General features: G+C 68.9%; 23 protein-coding genes. 11 read left to right on the top strand and 12 right to left on the bottom strand.

The features are described from left to right. Positions 1–14: 14 nt before the first annotated feature. Positions 15–494, bottom strand: a complete 480-nt coding sequence (locus JJL56_RS19095) for a VOC family protein (RefSeq protein ID WP_200485948.1) — start codon at positions 492–494, stop codon at positions 15–17. Between the two features lie 99 nt (positions 495–593). On the opposite strand from JJL56_RS19095, the gene JJL56_RS19100 reads away from it, so the two are divergent. After that, positions 594–770, top strand: a complete 177-nt coding sequence (locus JJL56_RS19100; protein ID WP_186452984.1) for a hypothetical protein — start codon at positions 594–596, stop codon at positions 768–770. Positions 771–790: 20 nt separating this feature from the next. Here JJL56_RS19100 and JJL56_RS19105 read toward each other — a convergent pair whose 3' ends face one another. Beyond that, a complete protein-coding gene (locus JJL56_RS19105; protein WP_211111913.1) occupies positions 791–1465 on the bottom strand; it encodes a GntR family transcriptional regulator in 675 nt (224 codons plus the stop codon). A 157-nt stretch (positions 1466–1622) separates the two neighbouring features. Here JJL56_RS19105 and JJL56_RS33205 point away from each other — a divergent pair, with 157 nt between their 5' ends. The 7 genes from JJL56_RS33205 (at position 1623) to JJL56_RS19140 (ending at position 10230) form a co-directional block, all read left to right on the top strand. After that, positions 1623–2444 (top strand): ABC transporter permease subunit, encoded by an 822-nt coding sequence (locus JJL56_RS33205; RefSeq protein ID WP_200485949.1) that lies wholly within the window; start codon positions 1623–1625, stop codon positions 2442–2444. Between the two features lie 65 nt (positions 2445–2509). Beyond that, entirely contained in the window at positions 2510–3514 is a 1005-nt protein-coding gene (locus tag JJL56_RS19115; RefSeq protein ID WP_145627037.1) for an ABC transporter substrate-binding protein, read from the top strand. A gap of 133 nt (positions 3515–3647) precedes the next feature. Next, the gene (locus JJL56_RS19120; RefSeq protein ID WP_200485950.1) at positions 3648–4418 is read left to right on the top strand and encodes an ABC transporter ATP-binding protein; all 771 of its coding nucleotides are present in this window, start codon (positions 3648–3650) and stop codon (positions 4416–4418) included. A gap of 35 nt (positions 4419–4453) precedes the next feature. Then, positions 4454–5302 carry an alpha/beta hydrolase fold domain-containing protein gene (locus JJL56_RS19125; RefSeq protein ID WP_200485951.1) on the top strand — a complete coding sequence of 283 codons (849 nt, stop codon included), beginning with the start codon at positions 4454–4456 and terminating at the stop codon, positions 5300–5302. After that, on the top strand, positions 5299–6285 hold the full coding sequence (locus tag JJL56_RS19130; protein WP_200485952.1) for an ornithine cyclodeaminase family protein: 987 nt from the start codon (positions 5299–5301) through the stop codon (positions 6283–6285). The genes JJL56_RS19125 and JJL56_RS19130 overlap by 4 nt, the downstream gene beginning before the upstream one ends. Positions 6286–6315: 30 nt before the next feature. After that, entirely contained in the window at positions 6316–8010 is a 1695-nt protein-coding gene (locus JJL56_RS19135; protein WP_145627031.1) for a methyl-accepting chemotaxis protein, read from the top strand. A gap of 144 nt (positions 8011–8154) precedes the next feature. Next, positions 8155–10230, top strand: coding sequence for an NAD(+) synthase (locus tag JJL56_RS19140; RefSeq protein WP_200485953.1), 2076 nt, complete (start codon positions 8155–8157; stop codon positions 10228–10230). Positions 10231–10233: 3 nt separating this feature from the next. Here JJL56_RS19140 and JJL56_RS19145 read toward each other — a convergent pair whose 3' ends face one another. Together JJL56_RS19145 and JJL56_RS19150 are read right to left on the bottom strand one after the other, a co-directional pair. After that, positions 10234–10737 (bottom strand): hypothetical protein, encoded by a 504-nt coding sequence (locus JJL56_RS19145; protein ID WP_200485954.1) that lies wholly within the window; start codon positions 10735–10737, stop codon positions 10234–10236. Then, complete coding sequence (locus tag JJL56_RS19150; RefSeq protein ID WP_200485955.1) at positions 10734–12227, bottom strand: carbon-nitrogen hydrolase family protein; 1494 nt, start codon at positions 12225–12227, stop codon at positions 10734–10736. The genes JJL56_RS19145 and JJL56_RS19150 overlap by 4 nt, the downstream gene beginning before the upstream one ends. A 395-nt stretch (positions 12228–12622) precedes the next feature. On the opposite strand from JJL56_RS19150, the gene JJL56_RS19155 reads away from it, so the two are divergent. Then, the gene (locus tag JJL56_RS19155; protein WP_200485956.1) at positions 12623–13378 is read left to right on the top strand and encodes an SGNH/GDSL hydrolase family protein; all 756 of its coding nucleotides are present in this window, start codon (positions 12623–12625) and stop codon (positions 13376–13378) included. Between the two features lie 52 nt (positions 13379–13430). On the opposite strand, the gene JJL56_RS19160 is transcribed toward JJL56_RS19155, so the two are convergent. The 5 genes from JJL56_RS19160 to JJL56_RS19180 form a co-directional block, all read right to left on the bottom strand. After that, complete coding sequence (locus JJL56_RS19160) at positions 13431–14165, bottom strand: amino acid ABC transporter ATP-binding protein (protein ID WP_040134624.1); 735 nt, start codon at positions 14163–14165, stop codon at positions 13431–13433. Further along, positions 14143–14802 (bottom strand): amino acid ABC transporter permease, encoded by a 660-nt coding sequence (locus JJL56_RS19165; protein WP_200485957.1) that lies wholly within the window; start codon positions 14800–14802, stop codon positions 14143–14145. The genes JJL56_RS19160 and JJL56_RS19165 overlap by 23 nt, the downstream gene beginning before the upstream one ends. Then, the gene (locus JJL56_RS19170; RefSeq protein WP_200485958.1) at positions 14799–15470 is read right to left on the bottom strand and encodes an amino acid ABC transporter permease; all 672 of its coding nucleotides are present in this window, start codon (positions 15468–15470) and stop codon (positions 14799–14801) included. The genes JJL56_RS19165 and JJL56_RS19170 overlap by 4 nt, the downstream gene beginning before the upstream one ends. An 80-nt stretch (positions 15471–15550) precedes the next feature. Further along, the gene (locus tag JJL56_RS19175) at positions 15551–16342 is read right to left on the bottom strand and encodes a transporter substrate-binding domain-containing protein (protein WP_094305081.1); all 792 of its coding nucleotides are present in this window, start codon (positions 16340–16342) and stop codon (positions 15551–15553) included. Between the two features lie 47 nt (positions 16343–16389). After that, a complete protein-coding gene (locus tag JJL56_RS19180; RefSeq protein ID WP_145627020.1) occupies positions 16390–17067 on the bottom strand; it encodes a GntR family transcriptional regulator in 678 nt (225 codons plus the stop codon). A gap of 366 nt (positions 17068–17433) precedes the next feature. Here JJL56_RS19180 and JJL56_RS19185 point away from each other — a divergent pair, with 366 nt between their 5' ends. Then, positions 17434–18606: a zinc-dependent alcohol dehydrogenase gene (locus tag JJL56_RS19185; protein ID WP_200485959.1), complete on the top strand. Its 1173-nt coding sequence runs from the start codon at positions 17434–17436 to the stop codon at positions 18604–18606. A gap of 14 nt (positions 18607–18620) precedes the next feature. After that, on the top strand, positions 18621–19148 hold the full coding sequence (locus JJL56_RS19190; protein WP_200485960.1) for a cyclase dehydrase: 528 nt from the start codon (positions 18621–18623) through the stop codon (positions 19146–19148). Between the two features lie 140 nt (positions 19149–19288). Here JJL56_RS19190 and JJL56_RS19195 read toward each other — a convergent pair whose 3' ends face one another. The 3 genes from JJL56_RS19195 to JJL56_RS19205 all read right to left on the bottom strand — a co-directional run bounded on the left by JJL56_RS19195 (position 19289) and on the right by JJL56_RS19205 (position 22057). Continuing rightward, the gene (locus JJL56_RS19195) at positions 19289–19492 is read right to left on the bottom strand and encodes a YbdD/YjiX family protein (RefSeq protein WP_014197888.1); all 204 of its coding nucleotides are present in this window, start codon (positions 19490–19492) and stop codon (positions 19289–19291) included. Between the two features lie 66 nt (positions 19493–19558). Continuing rightward, positions 19559–21625: a carbon starvation CstA family protein gene (locus tag JJL56_RS19200; protein WP_200485961.1), complete on the bottom strand. Its 2067-nt coding sequence runs from the start codon at positions 21623–21625 to the stop codon at positions 19559–19561. Positions 21626–21769: 144 nt separating this feature from the next. After that, positions 21770–22057, bottom strand: a complete 288-nt coding sequence (locus JJL56_RS19205) for a DUF3325 domain-containing protein (protein WP_145627015.1) — start codon at positions 22055–22057, stop codon at positions 21770–21772. Positions 22058–22059 lie beyond the last annotated feature (2 nt).

Consider the following 22059-nt stretch of genomic DNA (forward strand, 5'->3'; position numbering starts at 1 on the left):
CGCTCCAGGGATCGTCAGCCGCGCCTTGCGGCCTCGATCGCCGCGACATCGATCTTCGTCATGCCCATCATCGCCGCGAAGGCGCGCCCGGCTTCGTCGCCGCCGGCCGCCAGCGCCTCGGTCAGCACGCGCGGCGTGATCTGCCAGGAGACGCCCCAGCGGTCCTTGCACCAGCCGCAGGCGCTTTCCTGCCCGCCGTTGCCGACGATGGCGTTCCAATAGCGGTCGGTCTCCTCCTGATCGTCGGTGGCGATCTGGAACGAGAAGGCTTCATTGTGCTTGAACGTCGGCCCGCCGTTGAGGCCGAGGCAGGGAATGCCGGCGACCGTAAACTGCACCGTCAGCACGTCGCCCGCCTTGCCGGACGGGTAATCGCCGGGCGCACGGTGAACGGCCCCCACCGCGCTGTCGGGAAAGACCGTGGCGTAGAAGCGGGCCGCGGCCTCCGCGTCCTTGTCGTACCAGAGGCAGATGGTGTTTTTGGCGGTCGTCATGGTGTGTCCCTTCCCTGTCGGCGCGTCGCCGGCTTGCGTGAGGATACGCCGCCGCCCTTGTTGACGGGAAGGTTGCAATCCCTTTCGCAGAGGTGGCGCATGAGCGACCCGAAGAAGCCGGACGACACCGGCATCCATCCCCCGCGCAGCTACGACCCGAACAGCCGGAAGCCAGTCGGTGAGCGCGACGAGGCCGCGCCCGGCACGCCGGGAACCGGCGAGGACATCGACCCCAGGACCGGCGAAACCTTCACCGAGGGCATCGGCGGCGCCTGATCGCCATCGGCGCCGTCCAATCAGCGTCCGGCGGTTAAAGCCTGCATGGTGACGCGGGCGGCGCTGGCGATGTGCTCGTCGTAGAGCTGGCGCGTGCGGGCGGTGTCGCGGGCGGTCATCGCCTCGTAGATCTCGCGGATCTCGCGGATCGTGTTGGGCAGCCGCCCCGGCTCGGCCAGCGACACCCCACGCAGCAGCTGGATGCGGTTGTGCAGCGCCTTCAGGATCTGCGCCATCGTCGGGTTGCCGCAGCCGGCGATCAGCGTGTCGTAGACCATGGTCTTCGCCGTGCGGATGCGCGACGGCACGCCTTCCACCGCCGCCGCCTCGAAGGCCGCCATGGCGTCGGCGAGGATCGCCCACTGCTCCGGGCTGGCCTGGGCGATGAACTCCGCCGCCGCGAGGCTCTCCAGCGCGCCGCGCACCTGATAGATCTGCCGGACATCTTCCGCCGTCAGGGTCACCACCTCCAGCCCGCGCTGGGGCACGTTGTGGACCAGCCCCTCCGCCTCCAGCTGGCGCAGGGCCTCCCGCAGGATCGGGCGGCTGACCTGCAGCGTCTCGCACAGCTCGCGCTCGACCAGCCGGTCGCCGGGGGAATAGCGCCCATCGGCGATGGCCGCGCGCAACAGGTCGATCACCTGCTGGCGCAGGGGAGCGGCGACGCGGACGATATTTATCGGCAAATTTGACATAAAATTTCTCTTCTTGTCAGACAGTATGACGATCTGCTTGCGCCACACTACCACCTTCGATTAGCATACGTATCAACGGTGGCCCAGAGCGGCGGCCCATGGCGGCAAACGCCACACCCACCACACCATACCATCACCTCGCACACAGGAGGCAGGCGTGCAGCGGAGTGCACAAGCGGGCGCCGTTTCGAAGAGCGCCGACGAGCCTGCGGCGGCGTCCGACCCCAACCGGCAGAGGCGCCGCGAACGGCTGCTTCAACTCGGCACGCTGGTCCTGCTGCTCGCCGTCTGGGAATTCGCGGCGCGCGACGCGAACAAACTGCTGGTCGCGGTGCCCAGCGACATCGCCGTGGCGACCTGGGAACTGCTGCTGAACGGCGAGCTTTTCTCGGCGACCATCGACAGCATGTCGACCTTCGTTCTGGGCTTCATCATCGCCTCGGTCATCGGCATCGTGATCGGCTTCGCGATGGGCACGAACCGCACGGTGGAGGTGATTCTCGATCCCTACATCAACGCGCTCTACGCCATGCCGCTGGTGGCGCTGATCCCCATCCTGATGCTGTGGGTGGGCATCGGCTTCCTGGCGAAGATCACGATCATCATCCTGTTCGCGGTCTTCCCGGTGATCATCAACACGGTCACCGGCGTGAAGAACGTCGACCGTCACTACCTGGACATCGGCAAGGCCTTCATGGCCTCGCGGCTCATGGTCTACCGCAAGATCATCGCGCCCTACGCCCTTCCCTACGTGGCGAGCGGCCTGCGCATCGCGCTCGGCCGCGGCATCATCGCGATGATCGTGGCGGAGTTCCTGACCTCCATCTCCGGCCTCGGCGGCCTGATCATCAACTACACCAACGCGTTCGAGACGGCCAAGGCCTTCGCCCCGGTCCTGGTGGTGGCCCTGCTCGCCAACGCGCTGACCATCCTGGTTCAGAAGGTCGAAGAGCGCTTCGGCCGCTGGCGCCGCCGCTGAGCGGCCCGCCTCCCCCACACCACACGCGCCCCACACCACACCGGATTGAAGAAGGAAGAGGGATCATGAGCATGATGTCCCGTTCGCTGAAGGCCGCCCTGCTGGCGGGTGCCTTCTCCGTGGCGATGAGCACCGCCGCGCTCGCCGCCGACGCGCTGAAGATCGGCATGCCGGCCAAGATGTTCCTGAACCTCGTCGAGTTTGTCGCGCAGGACCAGGGCTTCTACGAGAAGAACGGCCTGACGGTGGAGCTGGTGCACATCGCCGACAGCTCCATCCCCGTGCGCTCGTTGATCGCCGGGGAGCTGGACATCAGCCAGGCCGGCATGTCGGAGACGCTGGCGGCGGCCGACAAGGGCGGCACCCTGAAGACCATCGGCGGCGTCCACACCGGCCTGCATTACGCCTTCTACGCCAACGCCGCGTCGGGCGTGAAGGACGTCACCGACCTGCCGGGCAAGAAGGTCGGCATCTCCTCCCCCGGCTCGCTGCCGCACGTCGTCATCACCGCCCTGATGCGCCAGGCCGGCATGACCGAGGAGCAGATCAAGTCGGTCCAGTGGGTTTCGCTGAAGGGCTCCTCGGCCCGCATCAACGGCATCCTGACCGGCACCATCGACGCGACCGTCTCCAACTACGACCCGAAGGCCGCGCACGACAAGAACGCCAAGGTGCTGTTCGTCGTCTCCAAGAAGCTGCCCAACTACGTGATGACCCCCTGGGACGTGAACGACCAGACCATCGCCAAGAAGCGCGACGTGCTGAAGCGCTTCGTCAAGGCGGAGCTGGAGGCGACCCGCTGGATCTTCGACAACGAGAAGGGCGCGCTGGACGTCGCGAAGAAGCACTTCGACTACAACGACGAGCAGCTCGCCGAGTTCTACGAGTTCTACAAGGTCGGCGGCATCTGGAACCCGAACGGCACCGTCACCGCCGATCAGGCCAAGTACATGCAGGAGCTGAACGTCGAAGGCGGCCTGCAGAAGGCCGTCCACCCGGCCGAGAAGGTGCTGGACACCAGCATCGTCCAGGAAGTGCTGGCGGAAATCGGCACCTACAAGCAGCCGTAATCCTCCCAAGGCTATCGCATTCGGAGTTCCCTCTCCTCTGCGGGGAGAGGGCTATCAAGGCCGAATGCGATAGCCCCGACCGCTTCCTCCCACATTCCGCCCGCCGTCCCGCTTCAAGACCCGGTGCCGTCCCATGCCCAAGCTGTCCGTCCGCAACCTGACCAAGCGTTTCCCGGTGTCCGGAGGGCCGTCGATGACGGCGCTCGACGGCGTCGACCTGGACGTGGAGGAGGGCGAGTTCGTCGCCTTCGTCGGGCCCAGCGGCTGCGGCAAGACCACTCTGCTGCGCATCATCCAAGGTTTGGAGACGGCGACCAGCGGCGAGATCCTCATCGACGGCAAGCCGGTCACCGGCCCCGGCCACGACCGCGGCTTCGTCTTCCAGCAGTACGGCCTGCTGCCCTGGCTGACCGCCGCCCAGAACATCGGCTTCGCGCTGGAGGCCAAGGGCATCCCCGCCGCCCGCCAAGGCGAGACCACGGAGCGCGTGCTCGCCACGGTCGGGCTGAAGGGCTTCGGCGACCGCTTCCCGCACCAGCTGTCCGGCGGCATGCAGCAGCGCGTCGGCATCGCCCGCGCCCTGGCGATCGAGCCGGAGATCATGCTGCTGGACGAGCCGTTCGGCGCGCTCGACGCGCTGACACGCGAGATTTTGCAGAACGAGATGCTCGGCCTGACCGAGCGCATGGGCAAGACGATCCTCTTCGTCACCCACAGCGTGGACGAGGCCGTCTGCCTCGCCGACCGGGTGGTGGTCATGTCGCCCCGCCCCGGCCGCATCCGCGAGATCGTGCCGATCGACATCCCGCGCCCGCGCGCCAGCCTGGGCGAGGCGCTGCGCGACACGCCGGAGTACGTCGCCAAGCGGCACCAGCTGTGGACCCAGCTGATGGATCTGGTCTGAGCGCCCCCCTTCTCCGGAACCCAGGAGGTCCCATCGTGTCAGTCGTCCCTGACGATCACGAGTGGCAGTACAACCCCCGCCATTCCGTCCCCGACTTCGCGCGTCACGCCGAGCGCGCCGCCGCGCTAAGCCGCGCCGCCCGCGAGCGCCGCGCCGCGCGCTGCGACATCGCCTACGGCGACAGCCCGTTGTCCACGCTCGACGTGTTTCCGGCGGCAACGCCCGGCGCCCCGCTGCACGTCTTCCTGCACGGCGGCTACTGGCGCGGGCGGGACAAGGCCGATTACAGCTACGTCGCCGACGCGCTGGTGCCGCGCGGCGTCACGACCGTGGTCATGAACTACGACCTGTGCCCGGCGGCGACCCTGCCGGAGATCGCGCAACGCACCCGCGAGGGGCTGCGCTGGATTCACCGCAACGCGGCCTCGCTGGGCGGCGATCCCGACCGCCTCACTGTGTCGGGCCATTCCGCCGGGGCGCATCTGATCGCCATGGCGCTGGCCGACGACGCCGGGGCGAACCGGCTGGAGGACGGCGCCATCAAGGCCGCCGTCCTGATCAGCGGCATCTACGAGCTGGCGCCGGTGCTGGACATCACCGTCAACGAGACCATCGGGCTGCGCCCGGAAATGGTCGACGGGGTCAGCCCGATGCGCCACCCGCCGTCCACCGCCACGGCCCTGACGGTCGTCGTCGGTTCGGCGGAGACGCCCGCCTGGATCGCCCAGTCGCGCGACTTCGCCACGCTGTGCCGGGGCCGCGGGTCGCGCTGCGCCTATCACACGCTGGCCGGGGAGGATCACTTCTCGATCATGGCACGGATGGAGAGGCCGGACGACGCGCTGTCGCGGCTGGTGCTGGATGCGGCTGGAGTAAAAGAATGATCGTCATCGATGAAACCGCCGCCCGCCGTCTGGTGTCCCCCGCCGACGCCATCGAGGCCATGGACATGGCCTTCCGCGAGGTGTCCCGCGGGCAGGCCCGCAATTTCCCGGTGGTGCGCGAGCGGCTGCTGCCGGGACCGGACGTCTACGGCATCAAAGCCGGCGGCGACCTCGCCATCGGGCTGCTCGGGCTGAAGATCGGCGGCTACTGGACGGGCAACCGCGCCCGCGGCCTGACCAACCACCAGTCCACCACCGTGCTGACCGACCCGGAGACCGGCTGCCCGACGGCGCTGGTCAGCTCCAACCACCTGACCGGGCTGCGCACCGCCGCCGCCTGCGCCATCGGCATCCGCGAGCTGGCCCGGCCCGACGCGCGGGTGCTCGCCCTGATCGGCACCGGCGGGCAGGCGGCGCACCATCTGGAGGCGGCGCTTCTGGTCCGCGACTTCGACCGCATCCTGGTGGCCAACCGCGACCGCGCGCGGGCCGAGGAGCTGGCGGCCTCCTTCGGCGGGCCGCTGCCCGTCGAGGTCGTGGACGCCGAGAGCGCGGCGCGCAACGCCGACGTGCTCGTCACCCTGACGACGGCGCGGGAGCCGGTGGTCCAGGCCGGTTGGGTCCGCCCCGGCACGCACATTTGCGCCATGGGCGCCGACACCGCCGGCAAGCAGGAGCTGGACCCGGCGATCCTCCTCAACGCCGCCGTCTGGGTGGACGACTGGGCGCAGGCCGCCGCACTCGGCGAATGCCAGCACGCGCTGGCGCACGGCCTGACCCGCGAGTCCATCCGCGGCACGCTGTGCGACGTGCTGGAGGGCAAGGCGCCCCGCCGCGCCAGCGCGGACGAGATCACCGTCTTCGATTCCACCGGCATGGGCATCCAGGATCTGGCGATCGCCGCCTGGGCCGTCCGCGCCGCAGACAGCGACGCCGGTACCCAGGCCGGCTCCACCATCCACCGCATCGATTTAGCGCGTTAACACCCAAACAGGGCGCCGCCCGAGGCCGACATGCAGTTGAAGAATGTGCGCATCGCCGGGAAGATTCTCGGCATCGTCGTGGTGTTGGGGACCGTTTCGGTGTCCACCGCCCTGGTCAGCGGCTACGGCCTCGCCACGCTCGGCGGGGAGTTGAACCGGGTCGAGGAGGCGGGCCGCGAGGCGACGCAGGGCGCCCGGCTGAACCGCTATCTGGTCGAGCTAAGCCGCGCCGAGTATCAGATGGGCGCCAACCCGGCCAGCGTCGCCACCATCGAGGCGGTCGTCGCCGACCGCAAGGCCGAGGTCCGCGCCCATCTGGAGCACGCCCGCGCCGCCGCCGACGCGCAGCAGCGTCCGCTGCTGGACGGCATCGAAAGCAAATACGCCGCCTATGTCGGCAGCCTGGACGCCACGGTGGCGGCGGCGAAGAAGCACGCCGACATGGGCATCACCTACGCCCGGCGCGAGGTGCTGAACAACGTCTCCGGCAGCCAGGAGCAGGTCGAGGCGCTGATCCGGGCCGTCCAGGACTACAACGGCCTCACCGTCGCCAAGACGGCGCGGATCTCCGAGGAGGCGGAGGCTCTGGCCGACCGGACCACGTGGCTGATCGCCGCGGTCGCCCTGCTCGGCATCCTCGCCAGCGGGCTGATCGGGCGTTGGCTGTCGGCGCGCGGCATCGTCGGCCCCATCGTGGAGGCGGTGTCCTGCCTGCGCCGTCTGTCCGGCGGCGACCTGACGGTAGTCATCACCGGCGCCGACCGCCGCGACGAGGTCGGCGACATCGCGCGGGCGCTCGCCGTCTTCAAGGACAACGCGCTCGACCGCCAGCGCATCCAGGCGGAGCAGGAGGCCGAGGCCCGGCACAAGCTCGACCGCGCCGAGGCGGTCGGCGCGACGATCCTGCGCTTCGACCGCGAGGTCGGCGAGGCCCTGCACGTGATGAAGGACGCCGCCACCGCGCTGGAGGCCACCGCCAACTCCCTGTCCGCCGGAGCCGAGCAGGCGTCGGAACGGATGACCGTCGTCGGTGCGGCCGCCGAGCAGACCGCCGCCAACGTCCAGACGGTCGCCGCCGCGACGGAGGAGATGACCGCCACCGTGCAGGAGGTGTCGCGCCAGATGAACGAGGCGCGCGGCTTCGCCGACGAGGCGACTCGGCAGGCCCAGCAGGCCCAGGAGCGGGTCGGCGCCCTGACCGAATCCGGCCAGCGCATCAACGAGGTGATCGACCTCATCCAGGGCATCGCCAGCCAGACCAACCTGCTGGCGCTGAACGCGACCATCGAGGCGGCCCGCGCCGGGGAGGCCGGCAAGGGCTTCGCCGTGGTGGCGAGCGAGGTCAAGCAGCTCGCCAACCAGACGGCGCAGGCGACCGACGAGATCCGCAGCCAGGTCGGCTCCATGCAGGAGACCATCGGCGGCGCGGTGTCGGCCATCCAGACGATCGCCACGGTCATCTTCCGCCTGAACGAGATGGCCACCGCCGTCGCCGCCGCGGTCGAGCAGCAGGGTGCCGCCACCGCCGAGATCGGGCGCAACGCCGTCCAGGCGGCGCAGGGCACGGCGGAGGTGACCGGGACCATCGGCACGCTGCGCGTCGCCTCCGAATCGACCGCCGCCGGATCGGCGCAGGTTCTGCAATCCGCCCGCGAGGTGGCCGGCCGCGCCGTGGCCCTCAAGGGCAGCGTCGACGCCTTCATCGCCGAGGTGAAGACGGCCTGATCCCTTCCTCAATCCATCGGCCATGATCAATGGGTTGAGCACCGCGCCGGCAACCGCCAGAATGCGACGGGCGAGACAACCGGCGGCCTCCGCCGGTTTCCCTCCTGTGGGCTTTACCGCAGGACCGGTTGGGAGAGGATCACGATGACGGTTGACGGCGCGGCTCGGACCCTGAGCTTTGGATCACTCTATCGCCATGGGATGGCCCGGGTCGCCGCCTGCACGACGCCCTGCACGATCGCCGACCCCATGGCGAACGCCGCGGCGGTTCTGGACAGCGTGCGGGAGTGCGACGAACAGGCCGTCGCCGTCGCTCTGTTCCCCGAGCTGGCCCTGTCCGGCTACGCCATCGACGACCTGTTCCTTCAGGACTGCCTGCTCGACGCGGTGGAGAACGCCGTCGTCCACCTCGTGGAGCGGTCGCGCGACCTGATGCCGCTGATCCTCGTCGGCGCGCCGCTGCGCCACGCCGGCCGCGTCTACAACACCGCGGTCGCCGTGCATCGCGGCCGTCTGCTCGGGGTGGTGCCGAAGGTCCATCTCCCCAATTACCGGGAATTCTACGAGCGCCGCCATTTCGCGTCCGGCGCCGGCACCGAGGGCGGGACGATCCGCATCGGCGCCCTCAGCGCCCCCTTCGGCCCCGACCTGCTGTTCGAAGCGGAGGATCTGGACGGGCTGGTGGTCCATGCCGAGATCTGCGAGGACCTCTGGGTCGCCGTCCCGCCCAGCTCCGAGGCGGCGCTGGCCGGGGCGACGGTGCTGGCGAACCTGTCGGCCAGCAACATCACCATCGGCAAGGCGGAAACCCGCCGCCTGCTCTGCAAATCGCAGTCGGCGCGCTGCATCGCCGCCTATCTCTACTCCTCCGCCGGCGCCGGGGAATCGACCACCGATCTGGCTTGGGACGGGCAGGCGTCGATCTTCGAAAACGGCGAGACGCTGGTCGAGACCGAACGCTTCCCCAAGGGCGCCCAGATGGCCGTCGCCGACGTCGACCTCGACGTGCTGCGCCAGGAACGGCTGCGCATGGGCACCTTCGACGACAACCGCCGCCTGCACGGGACGGCCACCGGCGGTTTCTTCCGGCGGGTCGCCTTCCGCGTCGATCCGCCCGGCGGAGACGTCGGGCTGCGCCGCAACGTCCCCCGCTTCCCCTTCGTCCCGGCGGCGCAAGAGCGTCTGGAACTCGATTGCTACGAGGCTTACAACATCCAGGTCGCCGGGCTGGTCCAGCGGCTGCGGGCGACGGGCATGCCGCGCATCGTGATCGGCGTGTCGGGCGGGCTGGATTCCACCCACGCCCTGATCGTCGCCGCCCGCGCCATGGACCTGCTCGACCGGCCGCGCACCGACATCCTCGCCTTCACGATGCCGGGCTTCGGCACCAGCGACAAGACCAAGGGCAACGCGCTCCGCCTGATGAGCGCGCTCGGCGTGTCGCACCATGAACTCGACATCCGCCCCGCCGCCAACCAGATGCTCAAGGACATGGACCACCCCTACGCCCGCGGCGAGGCGGTGTATGACGTGACCTTCGAGAACGTCCAGGCGGGGCTGCGCACCGACTATCTGTTCCGCCTCGCCAACCAGCGGGGCGGCATCGTTCTGGGCACCGGCGACCTGTCGGAGCTGGCGCTCGGCTGGTGCACCTACGGCGTCGGCGACCAGATGGCCCATTACAACGTCAATTCCGGCGTCCCGAAGTCGCTGATCCAGCATCTGATCCGCTGGGTCATCGGCTCCCGCCAGTTTCCGGACGAGGTTCTGGACACGCTGGGCGACATCCTGTCCACCGAGATTTCGCCCGAGCTGGTCCCCGCCGGCAGCGATCGCGCCCTGCAGAGTTCGGAGGCCGTCGTCGGTCCCTACGAGCTTCAGGACTTCCACCTGTTCTTCACGCTACGCTACGGTCTGCGCCCGTCGAAGATCGCCTTCCTCGCCCTGCACGCCTGGTCCGATCCGGCGCGCGGCGACTGGCCGGCGGGCTATCCAATGGAGAAGCGCAGCGCCTACACGCTGGCCGAAATCCATTCCTGGCTGCGCGTCTTCATCCAGCGCTTCTTCGGCTTCAGCCAATTCAAGCGCTCGGCCATGCCCAACGGGCCGAAGGTGACGGCGGGCGGCTCCCTGTCGCCGCGCGGCGACTGGCGCGCCCCGTCCGACGGCAACGCCCGCATCTGGCTGGCGGAGCTGGAGCGCGAGGTGCCGAAGGAGTAACCGCTACCCCACGGCGCCGGTTCGCTCGTTCATCACCAGCCGCCCGACCGGCCAGGAGCGGACCAGCCCGGCGGCGCGCAGTTCCGGCAGGGCGCGGGCCACCGTATCGTGCGACAGGCCCGTCGCCTCGACGAGCGCCGGCCCGGATTTCGCACCGTCGCCCAAGGCGCGCAGCACCGCCGCGGTCGGCGTTCCGGCCTGGGCGAGTGCCGCCTCGCTGCGGGCGGGCCGATTTGCCCGGCCGGCGGCAACCATCGCGGCGATGGCGCGGAGTTGCCCCAGCCGATGCATTGCCTCGGGGCTGCGGTCCTCGCGCAGGGCCAGCGCCGTGTGGCAACGGGCAACCTCCCGCGCCAGGGCGGCGAGGTCGGCGGTGCGATCCTGCACGAGGCACAGCGCCGCCTCTTCCGCCAGGGTGTCCAGGTCCGCGTCGGCCTCGTCCCAGCGGCCGGCCTCGACGGCGTCCCGGATTCCATCGGCCAGTGTCCGATACGCCTCCCCGCTCATGGACAGCCCTCCGTGTTCAGCTCCGGCCAAGTCTGCGGCTCCCAGCTCGCCGCGACGCAGCCGGGCTCCGGCGCGTCGATGGGAAGCGACAGCCGACGGATGCGCGAGGATTGCGCCGGGTCGGCGCGCGGCTGGAAGAACAGTGCCACCCCGCAATCGGTGATGCGCTTGTCCTCCTGCCCGTCGGTGTCGCAGACGCGGTTGAAGCGGTGCGAGAAGGTCATGCTGTTCGCCACCACCACCCGGCACGACCCGGTGCGGGAGGACTCGTCGCCGGCCTGGGCCTGCCACCGCTCCTCCGTCAGGCCGGCATCCATGACGGGGGTGACGATCCAGTCCAGCAGCTTGGCCCGGCACAGCCACGCCGCCGGCCGCTCGCGCCCGAGATCCTCGCAGATCATCACCGCCAGCCGGCCCATGTTGGGCAGCTCGACGATGGTGACGCCATCCCCCGGCGCGATGAACTCCTTCGCTTCGTCGAGCAGCCGCCCGTCCGGGCCGCACACATCGTAGGAGCGGCACTGGTCGGAGTCGAGGTCCCAGCAGTGCAGCTTGGTCTGGCGGAAAATCTCGGCTCCCGTCCGGTCGAGCAGGGCCGCCGTGCTGCGCGGCTTAGCATCCATCTCCCCGTCCTGGCGGACGCCGACGAGGACATAACGGATCGGCCCGTCCACAGCCTGCCGCCGCACCGCCGTCTTGATGGCGTCGAGCGTCGCGGGATCGGCGGTCACCTCGGGAAACACGACGATGGTCGCGCCTTCGCCAGCCAAGGCGTCGATGGCCGCCGCCGCGCGGGCGCCGAGGTCGCCGGGAACGGCGGCGTACCAGTCCGCGCCATCCTTGAAAAAGGTCCGCAGGGCGAGGTCGTCCTCGGCGAGGGCGAGCGGGACCACGCCGACGACGGGCGCCCAGTCGGGATCGCTGGGGCAATGGTCGGCGACCTCGGCGACGCGATGGAAGGCCAGCGAGACGGGCCGCTCACCGTCCTCCCCATGGGGGCACTCCGCCGCGAGGGTCGGCGGCAGCAGAAGCAGGGTGTGGAACAGGTCGGCCACGTCGAAGGACTCGCGCATGGGCGTGACCTCCCGGATGTTCACCGAGCGGTCGAAAAGGCCGGGCCGCAGGATGAGCTGGCCGTCGGCGGCGTCGCCGTTGAGACGCCCGTGCCGCTTGTACCATTGCCGCGCCCGCAGATGACCATCGGACAGCGCGCGTCGCGCCAGGAAGCGCGAGGCCAGCGGCGCGAACCATTGGTCGATGGCCTGGGCCGCCAGCACGCGCCGGTCCAGCGGCATCCCCTCGTCGGACGTGTCGACCCAAGACTTGAGCGCATCGGCGCCGTCGTCAGCCTCCAACAACTCTGCCAGACGACGCAGCACACTGCCCGCATCGTCCGGCGCGAATTCCAGGCGCTGTGCGGCGCGTTCGGTCTCTTTCGGGTCTCGATCCAGTTGGTGCCGCAGCGCAACGAACAGATCAGCCAGTTGCATGCCTTCAACCACGCGAAGCGACGGGATGGACGAGCGGACGCGATCGGCATCCCCTCTCCCCCCTTGGGGAGAGGGCTGGATCAGCTGAAGCACCCGCATCCGTCCTGTTGAACAGCACAACGGCGGCTTGGTTTCGCGATTGCGTTGTCAGGTGATCGCGCGCCGGACCTCCCCACGCCCCGACGTTGGCGGACAGCAGCCACGTGACCAGAATGGCCAGCGCCCCACCCATTCGTCCGTATTCCGAATACAGACGAACCCGGCAAAGCATCCCTTTTGACGAGGACCGAAATGGGGTTAGCCGCCCCCTCGCTTAGCGATGCATTAACCATGATCACCGGACCATGGCTCCCAGACAGAACGCCTCGACGAGGCGAACCAGGGGAGCGTGGCTCATGACGGGACGGGTGCTTGGCGGAGTGTTGGCCGCTTGGGTCTTGTGGAGCGGTGCCGCGGCCGCGTCAGCCCTTTGCCCGGTCCCGCCCGGTGCGAATTCAGCCGCCGCCGGACTGACGCACAGCCGGGCCGCCCTGGCCGCCGGACACCCGCTGACCGTCGTGGCGATGGGATCGTCCAGCACGGAAGGCGTCGGGGCCACCACCATCACCGCCGCCTACCCCGCCCAGCTCGACGCCATTCTGGAGCAGCGTCACGCCGCCTCGGCCATCCAGGTCCTGAACAAGGGCATCGGCGGCGAAACGGCGGGGGCCAACCTCGTCCGCTTCGATAAGGACGTGCTGGCCGCCAAGCCGGATCTCGTGGTCTGGCAGGTCGGGACCAACGACAGCTTCCAAAAGGTGCCGCTCGACGCCTTCGCCGCCACCCTGCGCGACGGCATCGCCCAAATCCGCAAGACCGGCGCCGACGTCATTCTGATGAACCCGCAGTCCTTCCCCGGCGAAGTCAAGGTTGACTCCTACGCCGCCTACGCGTCCACCGTGGTCGCGCTGGGCCGCGAACTCGACGTGCCGGTGCTCGACCGCTACCGCATCATGGCGTGGTGGCTGGAAAGCCGGCACTTCGCCGCCGATCAGGTGCTGAGCACCGACGGCCTGCACCTGAAGGACCTCAGCTACCGCTGTCTGGCGGAGTTCGTCGCCGACATGATCGACACCCCGCGGGTGGTGAGCGAGAAGACCGCGGCGCGCTGAGACTATCCGATAGTCCCTCTCCCGGGGCGGGAGAGGGGATATCGTTCCCCAGTCAGACGACCAGTTGCGCCCCCAGGAACTGCCGGAGTTCCGGGGTGCGGGGGTTGCCGAAGACCTCCTCGGGCGGCCCGATCTCGTGCACGCGGCCCTGGTGCATGAAGACCACCCGGTCGCAGACCTCGCGGGCGAAGCGCATCTCGTGGGTCACCATCATCAGCGTCATGCCGTCGGCGGCCAGCTCCTTCACCACCGCCAGCACCTCGTTCACCAGCTCCGGGTCCAGCGCGGAGGTGATCTCATCGCACAGCAGGGCCATCGGCTGCATCGACAGCGCCCGCGCGATGGCGACGCGCTGCTGCTGCCCGCCGGAGAGCTGGTCGGGGTAGGCGTCGAACTTGTGGCCCAGCCCGACCCGCTCCAGCATGCGGCGGGCCATCGCCTCCGCCTCGCCCGCCGGCGTCTTCTTGACGACCATCTGCGACAGCATGACGTTGCGCCCCGCCGACAGGTGCGGGAACAGGTTGAACTGCTGGAAGATCATGCCGACCTTCAGCCGCAGCGCCTTCAGGTGGAGGTCGTCGTTGATGAGCTGGGCGCCGGCCACCATGATCGAGCCGTCGTCGATCATCTCCAGCCCGTTGACGCAGCGCAGAAGCGTGCTCTTGCCCGAACCGCTCTTGCCGATGATGGCGACGACCTCGCCGCGCTCGACGTCCAGGTTGATCCCCTTCAGGACTTCGACGTCGCCGAAGCGCTTCTTCACCTCAGTGATTGCGATGAGCGACATTGAGCTTCCTTTCCAGAATCTGGCTGCTCTTGGACAGGGGCCAGCACAGCGCGAAGTAGATCAGGGCGACCAGCCCGTAGACGGTGAAGGGTTCGAAGGTCGCGTTGGTGACGACCGTGCCGGCCTTGGACAGCTCCACGAAGCCGATGATCGAGGTCAGCGCCGTGCCCTTCACCACCTGCACGGAAAAGCCGACGGTGGGCGGGACGGCGACCCGCACCGCCTGGGGCAGGATCACGTAGCGCATCTGCTGGACATAGCCCATGCCGAGGCTGGCCGACGCCTCCCACTGGCCGCGGGCGACCGATTCCACGCAACCGCGCCAGATCTCCACCAGGAAGGCCGCCGTCCACAGGATCAGCGCCAACCCGGCGGCCAGCCAGGCCGGAACGTCGATGCCGAACAGGCCGAGCCCAAAGAAGGCGAGGAAGAGCTGCATCAGCAGCGGCGTGCCCTGGAACAGCTCGACATAGCCCTGGACGACCATCTGTCCGGCCCGCGCCTTGCCGATCCGCAGGTAGAGCAGCGCCATGCCCAGCAGCCCGCCGCCGATGAAGGAGACGAGCGACAGGACCACCGTCCAGCGCGCCGCCAGCAGCAGGTTGCGCAGGATGTCCCACAGGGTGAAGGTCATCATCGCGCGGCCCTCCGCGGAAACAGCATTTTTCCGACGCCGCGCAGCGCCTGCCGCAGGGCCAGCGCCAGCAGCAGGTAGAGGCCGGTGGTCAGGAAATAGCTCTCGAAGGCGCGGAAGGTCCGCGACTGGATGAAGTTGGCGGCGAAGGTGATGTCCTCCGCCGCGATCTGCGACACCACCGCCGAGCCGAGCATGACGATGACGATCTGCGACGACAGCGCCGGCCAGATCCGTTGCAGCGCCGGGATCAGCACGACGTGGCGGAAGGTCTCGAAGCGGGTCATGGCGAGGCTGGCCCCGGCCTCGAACTGGCCGCGCGGGGTGGCCTCGATGCCGGCGCGGATGATCTCGCCGCTGTAGGCGCCGAGGTTGATGACCATCGCCAGAACCGCCGCCTGGAACTCGGTCATCTGCACGCCGAGCGACGGCAGGCCGAAGAAAATGAAGAACAGCTGGATCAGGAAGGGCGTGTTGCGGATCAGCTCGACATAGGCGACGACCGGCGGGCGCAGCCAGCGCGGCCCGAGCGACCGCGTCCAGGCGCAGGCGATGCCCAGCGCCACCCCGAACAGCGTGCCGATCAGGGTCAGTTCAACCGTCGTCACCAGCCCCTTCAGGATGACGGGCCAGTATTCGGCGATCCACGAATAATCGAAGCGGTAGGTCATGCGGCCCTCCGGTCAGCCCCCCGTACCCCGGGACGCCGTGGGGGCCGAAGCCACCCGCGGCGCCCCGGCCCTTGTCGTCGTCAGAGGTCCTTCGGCAGGTCGGCGGACAGCCACTTCTGCGCGATGGCGTTCAGCGAGCCGTCGGCCTTGGCCGCCGCCAGGATGCCGTTCAGCTTCTCCAGCAGGGCCGGCTGCTCCTTGCTCAGGCCGATGTAGCAGGGGGAGTTCTTGATGAGGAACTTCAGCTCCGGCCGCTTCGGCGGGTTGCGGGCGAGTATCGCCGCCGCCACGACGTTGCCGGTCGCCACCACCTCGACCTGACCGGACAGGAAGGCGGAGATGGTGCCGTTGTTGTCCTCGTAGCGCTTGATGACCGCGTCGGCCGGGGCGATCTTGGTCAGCTCCAGATCCTCGATGGCGCCGCGGGTCACGCCGATCGTCTTGCCGGCCAGCTCCTCCGGCTTCGAGGCGGTGACGCCGGCCGGGGCGAAGACGCCGTTGAAGAAGGGCGCGTAGGCGTCGGTGAAGTCGATGACCTTCTCGCGCTCCGCGTTCTTGCCGAGGCTGGAGATGACCAGATCGACCTTGTTGGTCTGCAGGAAGGGGATGCGGTTGGCGCTGGTCACCGGCACCAGCTCCACCTTCACGCCCATCTTGGCGCCGATCAGCTTCGCCACGTCGATGTCGTAGCCGAGCGGGGCCATGTCTGGGCCGACCGAGCCGAAGGGCGGGAAGTCCTGCGGGACGGCGACGCGCAGCGTGCCGCGCGTGGTGATGTCCTGAAGGGCGTCGGCCCGCGCGGCCGGGGCCTGGGCGATGGAAAGGCCGGCGACGGCGGCGACGGCCAGGGCGAGCAGGGTCCTGCGCTTCATGTCTCTAACTCCTCCGGTTCTGGATGGAATGGGTTGCTTGAAAGGGTTCAGGCGGGGGCGCCGGGCGAGAGGATCTCGCGCAGGCCGGCCAGGGGATCGGGGGCGGCGGCAAGGTCGAGGCCGTCCTCGACGCGCCGGATGTGCTCGTCCATCAGCCGCGCCGCGCCGGCGAAATCGCCGTCGGCCAGCAGCGTCACGATGCCGGCGTGGTCGTCGCTGGACGCCGCGGCGTCCTGGTCGGACTGGTAGAGCATCGAGACCAGCGTCGTGCGCGCGGTCAGGTCGCGCAGGATATCGGTCAGGAAGGCGTTGCCGAAGGCGTGGGCGAGGTGGATGTGGAAGTCGCCGAGCAGGCAGGTGCGCGACCCGACATGGCCGGTGTGCAGCGCCTCGCGCTCCTCCTCGACGTGGGCGCGCAGGTGGGCGACGGCGTCGCCGGGCAGCGTGTGCAGATCGCGCAGCATGCCGGTCTCGATGACCCGCCGCGCCTGGAAGGCGGCCCGCGCCTCCGTCGCCGAGGGTTCCACGACGAACCAGCCGCGCCGGGCGCTGACATGGACGATGCCGCGCGTCTCCAGCCGCATCATCGCCTCGCGCACGCGGGTGCGGGAGACGCCGTAGACCTCGGCCAGCTTCGCCTCGCCCAGCCGGGTGCCGGGCCGCAGCCGGCCGCCCAGGATGGCAGAGATCACGCTGTCTTCGATGCTGTCGGGAAGCTGGGTCATCAGGCTGCCGCACCAATCTTGTATACAAGACTGTTGAGCAAGAGGCGTGCCAGCCGGAACGGCGCGGAAACGCTGGGCAGCCGCTCCACAATTGATCAAAGAGCAGGCAGCACCCCGACCTGATTAAACCTTATGCATGAAATTGCGGCACCGCTCCGCTGCGGTTCCGCTGCGCGGCCGGGGCGGCGGCAGAAATGGCGGCGGCTGGAACGGCGGAACCTTCGGCCGTCAGATCCAGTTGGACTTGGGATATCCCACTTCTTCAGAAAACGGCGGTGCCGGCAGGCACGGTTCGGGCCTGCCGGCACCGCCATCGACAGGACGTGCCGGCTACTCCCCTCCCCACCCCCGCCACGGAGCACCCCCATGAAAGCCCTGGTCTGGCACGGCACCGCGGACATCCGTTACGACACCGTCCCCGATCCCGAGATCGAGCAGCCCCGCGACGCCATCGTCAAGGTGACGTCCTGCGCCATCTGCGGTTCGGATCTGCATCTCTACGACCACGTCATGCCCGGCATGGAGAAGGGCGACATCATGGGCCACGAGTTCATGGGCGAGGTCGTCGATGTCGGGGCCGAGGCGAAGAGCGCCCTGAAGGTCGGCGACCGCGTCGTCGTTCCCTTCACCATCTGGTGCGGCGAGTGCGACCAGTGCCGCCGCGGCAACTATTCGGTCTGCGAGCGCTCCAACCGCAACAAGGCGATGGCCGACAAGCTGTTCGGCCATGCCACCGCCGGGCTGTTCGGCTACACCCACCTGACCGGCGGCTATGCGGGCGGGCAGGCGGAGTATGTGCGCGTTCCCTTCGCCGACCGCACCCATGTGAAGATCCCGAACGGGCTGAGCGACGAGCAGGTGCTGTTCCTCGGCGACATCTTCCCCACCGGCTGGCAGGCCGCGGCCCAGTGCGACATCCAGCCGACCGACACCGTGGCGATCTGGGGCTGCGGCCCGGTCGGGCAGATGACGATCCGCAGCGCCGTCCTGCTGGGCGCCAAGCAGGTCATCGCCATCGACCGCGTGCCCGAGCGCCTGTCCATGGCCAAGGCCGGCGGCGCCATCACCATCAATTTCGAAGAGGAAAGCGTCGTCGAGCGGCTGAACGAGCTGACCGGCGGCAAGGGTCCGGAGAAGTGCATCGACGCCGTCGGCATGGAGGCGCACGCCACCGCCACGCTCGATTCCATCTACGACCGCGCCAAGCAGGCGCTGATGCTGGAGTCCGACCGCGCGCATGTGCTGCGCGAGATGATGTATGTCTGCCGCCCGGCGGGCACGCTGTCGATCCCCGGCGTCTATGGCGGGCTGATCGACAAGGTCCCCTTCGGCATGTCGATGAACAAGGGCCTGACTTGGCGCATGGGCCAGACCCACGTCAACCGCTGGACCGACGACCTGCTGCGCCGCATCCAGGAGGGCCAGATCGACCCGTCCTTCGTCATCACCCACACCGTGGGGCTGGCCGAGGGGCCGGGCATGTACGAGACCTTCCGCGACAAGCGGGACGGCTGCATCAAGGTCGTGCTCAAGCCGTAACAGGGAGGCGCACCATGGCGTATTATCGCCGGAATTCGTCCGCGGACCGGATGGCGCGCGGCCTGGGCTGGTTCAGCATCGGGTTGGGAGTCGCCGAACTGGTGGCCGCCCGGCGCCTCGCCCGCTGGATGGGGATGGAGGATCAGGCCGGCCTGATCCGCGCCTACGGCGCGCGCGAGGTGGCGACCGGCGTCGGCCTGCTGGCGATGGGCGACGCCCGCCCCTGGATGTGGGGACGGATCGCCGGGGACGCGCTGGACATCGGCACGCTGGCGGCGGCGCATCACGACGGCAACCCGCGCCGGGAGAACGTCGCCACGGCGCTGGGCGCGGTCGCGGCGGTGACGGCGCTCGACGTGCTGTGCACGGCGATGCTGCACCGGGAGGAGGCGATGGCCTGGACGCCTCCCCGCGACTACAGCGACCGCAGCGGCCTGCCGCGCCCGCCCGCCGCCATGCGCGGCGCCGCCAAGGACGCCCCGATCCCCGCCGACATGCAGACCCCGGACATCCTGCGCTTCGAACCCGTGGGGGCGAATTAGCGCTTATAACCCTCTCCCCTCTGGGGAGAGGGTGGCCCGGAGGGCCGGTGAGGGGGTTGCGCTTTTGCCGGACGTACCGCCATGCGCACCCCCCTCACCCTAACCCTCTCCCCGGAGGGGAGAGGGGACAACGCCTCCCATCAGCAACACCCCGCCTTCCCAGCGCCGTAACGGGCCTGCAGACGATTGTCGAGGAACTCGGTGTAGGTCATCGCCGGCTGGTCGGGATGCCGGGTCCGCATGTGCTCCAGGTAGGTGTCGTAATCCGGCACCCCGATCATGAGCTTGGCCGTCTGCTCGAAGTAACCGCGGAACCGGCTGAGGTTGCTTTTCAAGCCGCTCATCGGTCGTCCTTTTCCAAAATGCCGCTCCCTCATCCCCGAGGGGGTGACGGAACGGTGTGCCCCTACTCAATCCCCGGCGCGCGCGGTGGCGCCGCCCGTCGGGATTTCCCGCGTGGTCGGGCGGTCGCTGCGCAGCGCCTTCAGGCAGGACAGGATGCCGAAGACCAGCACCGCCAGAACGACCAGGACGAACAGCGACGCCAGCGCCGCGTCCAGGTAATCGTTGAAGATCACCTGACGCATCTGCTCCATCGAGGTCGCCGGGGCGAGCAGCCGGCCCTCGTTGGCGGCGGTGCTGAAACGCTCGGCGTGGGCGAGGAAGCCGATCGCCGGGTTGCTGTGGAAGACCTTCTGCACGCCCGCGGTCAGGGTGCAGATCAGCAGCCACGCCGCCGGCACCATGGTCACCCAGGCATAGCGTTCGCGCTTCATCCGGAACAGCACCACCGTCGCCAGGATCAGCGCGATCCCCGCCAGCATCTGGTTGGAGATGCCGAACAGCGGCCAGAAAGTGTTGATGCCACCCAGCGGATCGATCACGCCCTGATAGAGGATGTAACCCCAGGCGGCGACGCACAGGCCGGTGGCGATCAGGTTGCCGGCCCAGGACGCCGTGCGCTGCAACGGCTTGAAGAAGACGCCCAGCAGGTCCTGGAGCATGAACCGCCCGGCGCGGGTGCCGGCGTCAACGGCGGTCAGGATGAACAGCGCCTCGAACAGAATGGCGAAATGGTACCAGAAGGCCATCATCGCCTTGCCGCCGAACAGATCGGAGAAGATCTGCGCCATGCCGACCGCCAGCGTCGGCGCGCCGCCGGCCCGTGACAGAATGCTCACCTCGCCGACGTCCTGCGCCGTCTGGGTGATCATCTCCGGCGTGATGACGAAGCCCCAGTTGTTGATGACCTGGGCCGCCGACTCCGCCGTGGTGCCGAGCAGCGCGGGCGGGCTGTTCATCGCGAAGTAGATGCCGGGCTCGATGCAGGAGGCGGCGACCAGCGCCATGATGGCGACGAAGGACTCGGTCAGCATGCCGCCGTAGCCGATGAAGCGGGTGTGGAGTTCGTTCTCCACCATCTTCGGCGTGGTGCCGGAGGAGATCAGGGCGTGGAATCCCGACACCGCGCCGCAGGCGATGGTGATGAACAGGAACGGGAACAGGCTGCCCGACCACACCGGGCCGGTGCCGTCGACGAAGCGGGTGACGCTGGGCATCTTCATCGGCGGCGCCACCAGCAGGATGCACAGCGCCAGCATCACGATGGTGCCGACCTTGAGGAAGGTCGACAGATAGTCGCGCGGCGCCAGCAGCAGCCACACCGGCAGCACCGACGCCACGAAGCCGTAGCCGATCAGAATCCAGGTGATCTGCACCCCGGTCAGCGTGAACATCGGCGCCAGGGTCTCGCTCTGCGCCACCTGCCCGCCGAGCAGGATGGCGGCGATCAGCAGGAAGAAGCCGATGATGGAGATCTCGCCGATCCGGCCGGGGCGGAGGAAGCGCATGTAGACGCCCATGAACAGGGCGATCGGCACGGTCGCGGCGACCGTGAAGAAGCCCCACGGGCTGTTGGTCAGCGCCTTGACCACGACCAGGGCCAGCACCGCCAGGATGATGACCATGATCATGAAGGTGCCGAACAGCGCGATGACGCCGGGGATGTCCCCCAGCTCGGCCTTGATCAGCTCACCGAGCGACCGCCCGTCGCGGCGCATCGAGATGAACAGGATCATGAAGTCCTGGACCGCCCCGGCGACCACCACGCCGGCGAGAATCCACAGCATGCCCGGCAGATAGCCCATCTGGGCCGCCAGCACCGGGCCGACCAGCGGGCCGGCGCCGGCGATGGCCGCGAAATGATGGCCGAACAGGACGTATTGGTTGGTCGGGACATAGTCCAACCCGTCGTTGTGGCGCATCGCCGGCGTCGGGCGCGCCGGGTCCAGCCGCATGACGCGGGTGGCGATGAACAGGCTGTAGTAGCGGTAGGACACCAAATAGGTGCAGACGGCGGCCACGACCAGCCAGAGGGCGTTGATGGTCTCGCCGCGCGCCAGGGCGACGGTGCCGAGCGCGAACGCTCCCAACACGGCGAGAACCAACCACGGTGCATGATTGAGGATGCGGGGCATGCGTACTCCTCCCAAACGATGCGCAATCGTCGAAAAGCACGATGAACCTGATGAATACGGCGGAGAATCATCCTCCCAACGCGCCCGCACGGAAAGAGCAAACTGCCCGGTCGCGACAAAATGGGTCAAAAATAAGGCGTAGCCTCAATTTGGGCGGGCAGCCCGCCGCCCTTGGACGATCAGGGCGCCATGGACGAGGCCGGCGCCCAGGCTGGTGTGGCCGCTGAACATGACGAGGCCGAGTCCCCAGCCCTGCCACGTCACGAGGAGGCCAAGCGCCCCCAGCAGGGAAGCCGCCCCGCCGACGCGCAAAGCAACCGTCGCGGGGGCTGGCAGGGACCGTCCGAACAGGTCGTGCTGCGGACGGTCCATCGCGAAGGCCAGCGCGGCGAAGCCCGTCAGGCACAGGATGAAAGACGACAGATGGATCATGC

Origin of the sequence: Azospirillum aestuarii, assembly GCF_016632405.1 — a bacterium.
GTDB lineage: Bacteria > Pseudomonadota > Alphaproteobacteria > Azospirillales > Azospirillaceae > Azospirillum > Azospirillum aestuarii.

Coding starts and splice junctions, on each gene's coding strand:
- JJL56_RS19095 (WP_200485948.1), bottom strand. CDS start 494: ATGACGACCGCCAAAAACACCATCTGCCTCTGGTACGACAAGGACGCG.
- JJL56_RS19100 (WP_186452984.1), top strand. CDS start 594: ATGAGCGACCCGAAGAAGCCGGACGACACCGGCATCCATCCCCCGCGC.
- JJL56_RS19105 (WP_211111913.1), bottom strand. CDS start 1,465: ATGTCAAATTTGCCGATAAATATCGTCCGCGTCGCCGCTCCCCTGCGC.
- JJL56_RS19115 (WP_145627037.1), top strand. CDS start 2,510: ATGAGCATGATGTCCCGTTCGCTGAAGGCCGCCCTGCTGGCGGGTGCC.
- JJL56_RS19120 (WP_200485950.1), top strand. CDS start 3,648: ATGCCCAAGCTGTCCGTCCGCAACCTGACCAAGCGTTTCCCGGTGTCC.
- JJL56_RS19130 (WP_200485952.1), top strand. CDS start 5,299: ATGATCGTCATCGATGAAACCGCCGCCCGCCGTCTGGTGTCCCCCGCC.
- JJL56_RS19135 (WP_145627031.1), top strand. CDS start 6,316: ATGCAGTTGAAGAATGTGCGCATCGCCGGGAAGATTCTCGGCATCGTC.
- JJL56_RS19140 (WP_200485953.1), top strand. CDS start 8,155: ATGACGGTTGACGGCGCGGCTCGGACCCTGAGCTTTGGATCACTCTAT.
- JJL56_RS19145 (WP_200485954.1), bottom strand. CDS start 10,737: ATGAGCGGGGAGGCGTATCGGACACTGGCCGATGGAATCCGGGACGCC.
- JJL56_RS19150 (WP_200485955.1), bottom strand. CDS start 12,227: ATGCAACTGGCTGATCTGTTCGTTGCGCTGCGGCACCAACTGGATCGA.
- JJL56_RS19155 (WP_200485956.1), top strand. CDS start 12,623: ATGACGGGACGGGTGCTTGGCGGAGTGTTGGCCGCTTGGGTCTTGTGG.
- JJL56_RS19160 (WP_040134624.1), bottom strand. CDS start 14,165: ATGTCGCTCATCGCAATCACTGAGGTGAAGAAGCGCTTCGGCGACGTC.
- JJL56_RS19165 (WP_200485957.1), bottom strand. CDS start 14,802: ATGATGACCTTCACCCTGTGGGACATCCTGCGCAACCTGCTGCTGGCG.
- JJL56_RS19170 (WP_200485958.1), bottom strand. CDS start 15,470: ATGACCTACCGCTTCGATTATTCGTGGATCGCCGAATACTGGCCCGTC.
- JJL56_RS19175 (WP_094305081.1), bottom strand. CDS start 16,342: ATGAAGCGCAGGACCCTGCTCGCCCTGGCCGTCGCCGCCGTCGCCGGC.
- JJL56_RS19180 (WP_145627020.1), bottom strand. CDS start 17,067: ATGACCCAGCTTCCCGACAGCATCGAAGACAGCGTGATCTCTGCCATC.
- JJL56_RS19185 (WP_200485959.1), top strand. CDS start 17,434: ATGAAAGCCCTGGTCTGGCACGGCACCGCGGACATCCGTTACGACACC.
- JJL56_RS19190 (WP_200485960.1), top strand. CDS start 18,621: ATGGCGTATTATCGCCGGAATTCGTCCGCGGACCGGATGGCGCGCGGC.
- JJL56_RS19195 (WP_014197888.1), bottom strand. CDS start 19,492: ATGAGCGGCTTGAAAAGCAACCTCAGCCGGTTCCGCGGTTACTTCGAG.
- JJL56_RS19200 (WP_200485961.1), bottom strand. CDS start 21,625: ATGCCCCGCATCCTCAATCATGCACCGTGGTTGGTTCTCGCCGTGTTG.
- JJL56_RS19205 (WP_145627015.1), bottom strand. CDS start 22,057: ATGATCCATCTGTCGTCTTTCATCCTGTGCCTGACGGGCTTCGCCGCG.